Below are 3,810 nucleotides of genomic sequence, written 5' to 3'. Positions count from 1 at the left end.
TCCTGAAGACGCTGGCCAATGCGTCACGCCTGGTGATCCTGTGCCAGCTCGCCGAGGGTGAGAGGTCGGTGTCCGAACTTGCGGAGCTGCTGGAGGAGCGCCAGCCGACGGTGTCGCAGCAGCTGGCGCGGCTGCGCAGCGAGCGGCTGGTGGAAACCCGTCGCGAGGGGCAGCAGGTGTTCTATTCGCTGGCGAGCGACGAGGTCCGCAGCATCATCCTGGCGCTGCATGCGGTCTTTTGCGCCAAGCCCGCCGCCAAGGACAAAGTCACGGTGCTGCGTCCGCGCGCGGCTGCGGCCCGCAAAGCGCCGCGGGGCTGATCAGCCGCGGCCGAACAGGCGCTGCAGCAGTCCCGGCGGGCGCGGGGCTTGCTTGGTAGGGAAGCCGGCGCGGCGCCAGGCCGCAATGCCGCCGCTGAGCACATAGGCGTCGCAGACGCCTTTCGCTTTCGCCTCGATCTGTCCTGCATATATCCGCGTGCGCCCGCCCGAGGCGCAGAAGAAGATTGCCTTGCGGCCCTTGGCCCCGCGCAGATCGGCGTGCGCGAAGCCGCTCAGCGGCAGCGTCAGCGCGCCGTCGATATGTTCGCGCTCGACTTCGGCCGGCTCGCGGATATCGACCAGCACCGCGCCGTCGCTCACCATCTGCTGCGCTTCGACTGCCGAAATCGTCTTCATGTCCGTCCTCGTGCTGCGCCGCTGATCCGCGGCGCTCGTCCGAATCGCATGACGGACAGCGATTGTCTGTGACCTTGTCACCGCGCCCGCGGCGGTGATCTGCCATCTCGCAGCGGCATTGCGCAAATGCGTGGCCCGCGCAAAGCTCGCGCGTCATCCTCGGTGAGACATCATGACCTCGGATCAGTTCAACCGCTGGGAATCCCGCTTTGCCGGCGAGGAGTTCCTGTTCGGCACCGCGCCCTGCGCATTTCTGGCGTCCTGCCGCGATGTGCTCCCCAGGCAGGGGCGTGCCTTGGCGATCGCCGACGGCGAGGGCCGCAATGGCGTCTTTCTCGCCGAATGCGGCCTGTCGGTGCTGTCGGTGGATTTCTCGCCGTCGGCGCAGGCCAAGGCGCAGAAGCTCGCCGCGACGCGCGGTGTGACGATCGAGACGCAGCGCGCGGACCTGCTGAACTGGAACTGGCCGTGCGGTTTCGACGTCGTTGCCGGCATCTTCTTTCAGTTCGTCGCGGCCGCGGATCGTCCGCGGATCTTTCAGAACATCCGTGCTGCGCTGAACCCGGGCGGACTGCTGCTGATCGAGGGCTACCGGCCGCAGCAGCTCGACTACAACACCGGCGGTCCGAGCTGCGCCGACGATCTCTACACCCGCGAGATCCTCGAGCAGGCGTTCGGCGATTTCGACCGTCTCAGCATCCGCGAATACGATGCCGAGATCGCTGAGGGCTCCGCCCATGTCGGCATGTCGGCGCTGATCGATCTGGTCGGATTCAAGCCGCGCTGATCAGTCCATCGCGCATCCGTCGAACACCGGCGCGCCGCCCCGGCGCAGGCCGAGCCAGGCGTCGATCGCGGCCTGATCGAAGCCGGCTTCGCGGCGATCGCCGGACTGGATCAGCGGGCGGCGGATCAGGATCGGCTCGGCGATCATCAGCGCCAGCGCGGCGTTCTCGTCGAGCGCAGCGAGATCGATTGCGCCGGCCTTGATCTTCGGCGCGGAGGCATTGAACCATTGCGGGATCGGCCTGTCGCCGAAGAACGGCCGCAGCGTTTCGGCGGTCCACGGCTCCGCCAGCAGATTGCGGACGTCGAGTTCGTGACCTGACGCGATCAGCAGCGCCTTCTGCCGCGCATTGCCGACGCAGCCTGGCTTCTCGTAGAAAATCACCTGCGACATGGTTGCCGTCCCTCAGCCTGTCGTCTCATCCGAACGCGCCGCCACGGCCTCGCGCCACCACGCGTCGATCGCCGCGCGCTCGCACGGCAGCTCGATGCCGGAATTGCCGGTGAAGTCGCGCCATGCTTCGGCGCATTTTTCCGGCACCGCGGTGAGCAGCGGCAGCCCTGCGACGATGGTCTCGGCGAACTCCGCGCGCAGGCCCTGGCCGGTCGCTTCCTGCTTGGAAAATTTGTTGATGATCACCAGCGCCGCATTGCCGGCGATGGCGCGCGTCACCGCCTGCGCCGAGTCCGCGAGGCCAGCCGCGTCGAGCTTGCACGAGCCGGCGCCACCGCCGAGCGTCTGCGAGATGCCGATCGCGGCGCCGGTCATCAGATCGATCACCTGCATGTCGACCCGGCGGCCGCTGGCGTCCTTGATGTTTCGCTGCACCAGCCCGCCGAGCCGCTCGCCGGCGTGCAGCCGCTCGGCGGCGAAATCGGCCAGCAGGCTGTCGACATCGTCATCGCCGCGATAGATCACGGCGGCGATGCGGCGCGCGTCGGGCTCGGTCGGTGTCATGGCCTGCTCCTTGGTGGGACGGATCGGCAAGAGCTGCTCAGCAATCCGCGTGCCGCCGCAGCGAAGCCGGCCGGCATCGGCAAAATGCCTGATCGACGAACGCCTTGTCACCTGCACCCTGCGATGGTCCGGGCTGTCGGGAAGCCGACAGCGTTGTATAGGGCTGGACATAACGACTGCCGGCGCGGATTTTATGGCGCGCCTCCGCAAGATCAGGAGCCCCTATGCAAGCCGTCACCACTGCCGACCTGGAGCGCCTACTCTACGACGACGTGCCGTATGGCGACCTCACCACCGAGGCGCTCGGCATCGGCGGGCTGGCCGGCGTGATGGAGTTCACCGCGCGCGACCCGATGGTGTTGGCCTTGGCGGAGGACGCCGCCGCGCTGCTGCGGTTGAGTGGCTGCGAGGTCGAGCTGATCGCGGCGTCGGGCGATCGGCTCACCGCCGGCGCGCCGATCCTCCGCGCGCAGGACAGCGCTTCAGGCCTGCTGCGCGGCTGGAAGGTAGCACAGACGCTGATCGAGATTTGGTCGGGCGTCGCCACTGCGACGCGTGAGATCGTCGAGGCGGCACGCGCGGTGTCGCCGGGCATCGCCATCGCTTGCACGCGGAAGAATACACCTGGCACCAAGCGCTTCGCCGTCGCCGCCGTGAAGGCGGGCGGCGCCGTGATGCACCGGCTCGGCCTCTCCGAAACCATCCTGGTGTTCGCCGAGCATCGCGCGTTTTTGGACGAGCCGCTCGCCGCCACTGTCGCGCGGCTGCGACGTGCCGCGCCGGAGAAGAAGCTGATCACAGAAGTGTCCTCGATCGACGCGGCCCTCGCCGCCGCCGAAGCCGGCTTCGACGTGCTGCAACTGGAGAAGTTCGCGCCGCCAGATGTCGCCGCGTTTGTCCCCCAGCTCGCCACCACACCACACCGCCCGATCATCGCCGCCGCCGGCGGCGTCAACGCCGGCAACGCGGCCGCCTACGCGCAAGCCGGCGCAGACGTTCTGGTGACGTCAGCACCCTACATGGCAAAGCCGCGGGACGTGCAGGTGAAGATCGGCCGGATCTAGTAATCAGGATACGAAGTCATCAGGTCACGAAGTCATCAGGCTACGAAATAACAACTACCGATGGATCGGCGCCCCCACCCCGCCCCGCAGCGTGCCCCCTCTCCCGCTTGCGGGAGAGGGTTGGGGTGAGGGCGACGCGGGGGTACGGACCGGGTAGATTCCTGACAGTTCAGACCGGGATGATTGTCGACAGTTCACACTGCATCGGAGGGAGGACCGCCGATGCCTTTTGTGGAGACCTGTCGGATGGATCAGCGGGTGCAGATGCTGTCGGACTATGCGAGCGGCAATTGGAGCGTGTCGGATCTGTGCCGGCGCTACGGCG

The 3,810-nt window shown here is 67.6% G+C and carries 6 protein-coding genes; 3 read left to right on the top strand and 3 right to left on the bottom strand.

All coding sequences use genetic code 11. The features are described 5' to 3' along the window. Positions 1–320, top strand: a 320-nt coding sequence (locus tag ACOJTD_RS07890; RefSeq protein ID WP_420132369.1) for an ArsR/SmtB family transcription factor, incomplete at its 5' end; no start/stop codon positions are given. On the opposite strand, the gene ACOJTD_RS07885 is transcribed toward ACOJTD_RS07890, so the two are convergent. Further along, complete coding sequence (locus ACOJTD_RS07885) at positions 321–677, bottom strand: rhodanese-like domain-containing protein (protein ID WP_420132368.1); 357 nt, start codon at positions 675–677, stop codon at positions 321–323. It lies immediately after the preceding gene. A 172-nt stretch (positions 678–849) separates the two neighbouring features. Here ACOJTD_RS07885 and ACOJTD_RS07880 point away from each other — a divergent pair, with 172 nt between their 5' ends. After that, complete coding sequence (locus tag ACOJTD_RS07880; RefSeq protein WP_420132367.1) at positions 850–1,464, top strand: SAM-dependent methyltransferase; 615 nt, start codon at positions 850–852, stop codon at positions 1,462–1,464. On the opposite strand, the gene ACOJTD_RS07875 is transcribed toward ACOJTD_RS07880, so the two are convergent. Together ACOJTD_RS07875 and ACOJTD_RS07870 are read right to left on the bottom strand one after the other, a co-directional pair. Next, on the bottom strand, positions 1,465–1,857 hold the full coding sequence (locus tag ACOJTD_RS07875; protein WP_420132366.1) for an ArsC/Spx/MgsR family protein: 393 nt from the start codon (positions 1,855–1,857) through the stop codon (positions 1,465–1,467). It lies immediately after the preceding gene. 12 nt (positions 1,858–1,869) lie between these two features. Further along, positions 1,870–2,421 carry a DUF2478 domain-containing protein gene (locus ACOJTD_RS07870; protein ID WP_420132365.1) on the bottom strand — a complete coding sequence of 184 codons (552 nt, stop codon included), beginning with the start codon at positions 2,419–2,421 and terminating at the stop codon, positions 1,870–1,872. A gap of 224 nt (positions 2,422–2,645) precedes the next feature. Between ACOJTD_RS07870 and modD the strand changes: the two genes are divergently transcribed. Then, positions 2,646–3,485, top strand: a complete 840-nt coding sequence (gene modD / locus ACOJTD_RS07865; protein ID WP_420132364.1) for a ModD protein — start codon at positions 2,646–2,648, stop codon at positions 3,483–3,485. The last annotated feature ends 325 nt before the right edge of the window (positions 3,486–3,810 follow it).

Source organism: Rhodopseudomonas sp., assembly GCF_048594845.1.
Lineage (GTDB): Bacteria > Pseudomonadota > Alphaproteobacteria > Rhizobiales > Xanthobacteraceae > Rhodopseudomonas.
The sequence above is the reverse complement of the archived record's forward strand: the minus strand, read 5'-3'. Positions and strand labels throughout refer to the sequence as shown.

Bases quoted from the DNA above. Each gene is read 5' to 3' on its own strand.
- ACOJTD_RS07885 (WP_420132368.1), bottom strand. From the start codon at position 677: ATGAAGACGATTTCGGCAGTCGAAGCGCAGCAGATGGTGAGCGACGGC.
- ACOJTD_RS07880 (WP_420132367.1), top strand. From the start codon at position 850: ATGACCTCGGATCAGTTCAACCGCTGGGAATCCCGCTTTGCCGGCGAG.
- ACOJTD_RS07875 (WP_420132366.1), bottom strand. From the start codon at position 1,857: ATGTCGCAGGTGATTTTCTACGAGAAGCCAGGCTGCGTCGGCAATGCG.
- ACOJTD_RS07870 (WP_420132365.1), bottom strand. From the start codon at position 2,421: ATGACACCGACCGAGCCCGACGCGCGCCGCATCGCCGCCGTGATCTAT.
- modD (WP_420132364.1), top strand. From the start codon at position 2,646: ATGCAAGCCGTCACCACTGCCGACCTGGAGCGCCTACTCTACGACGAC.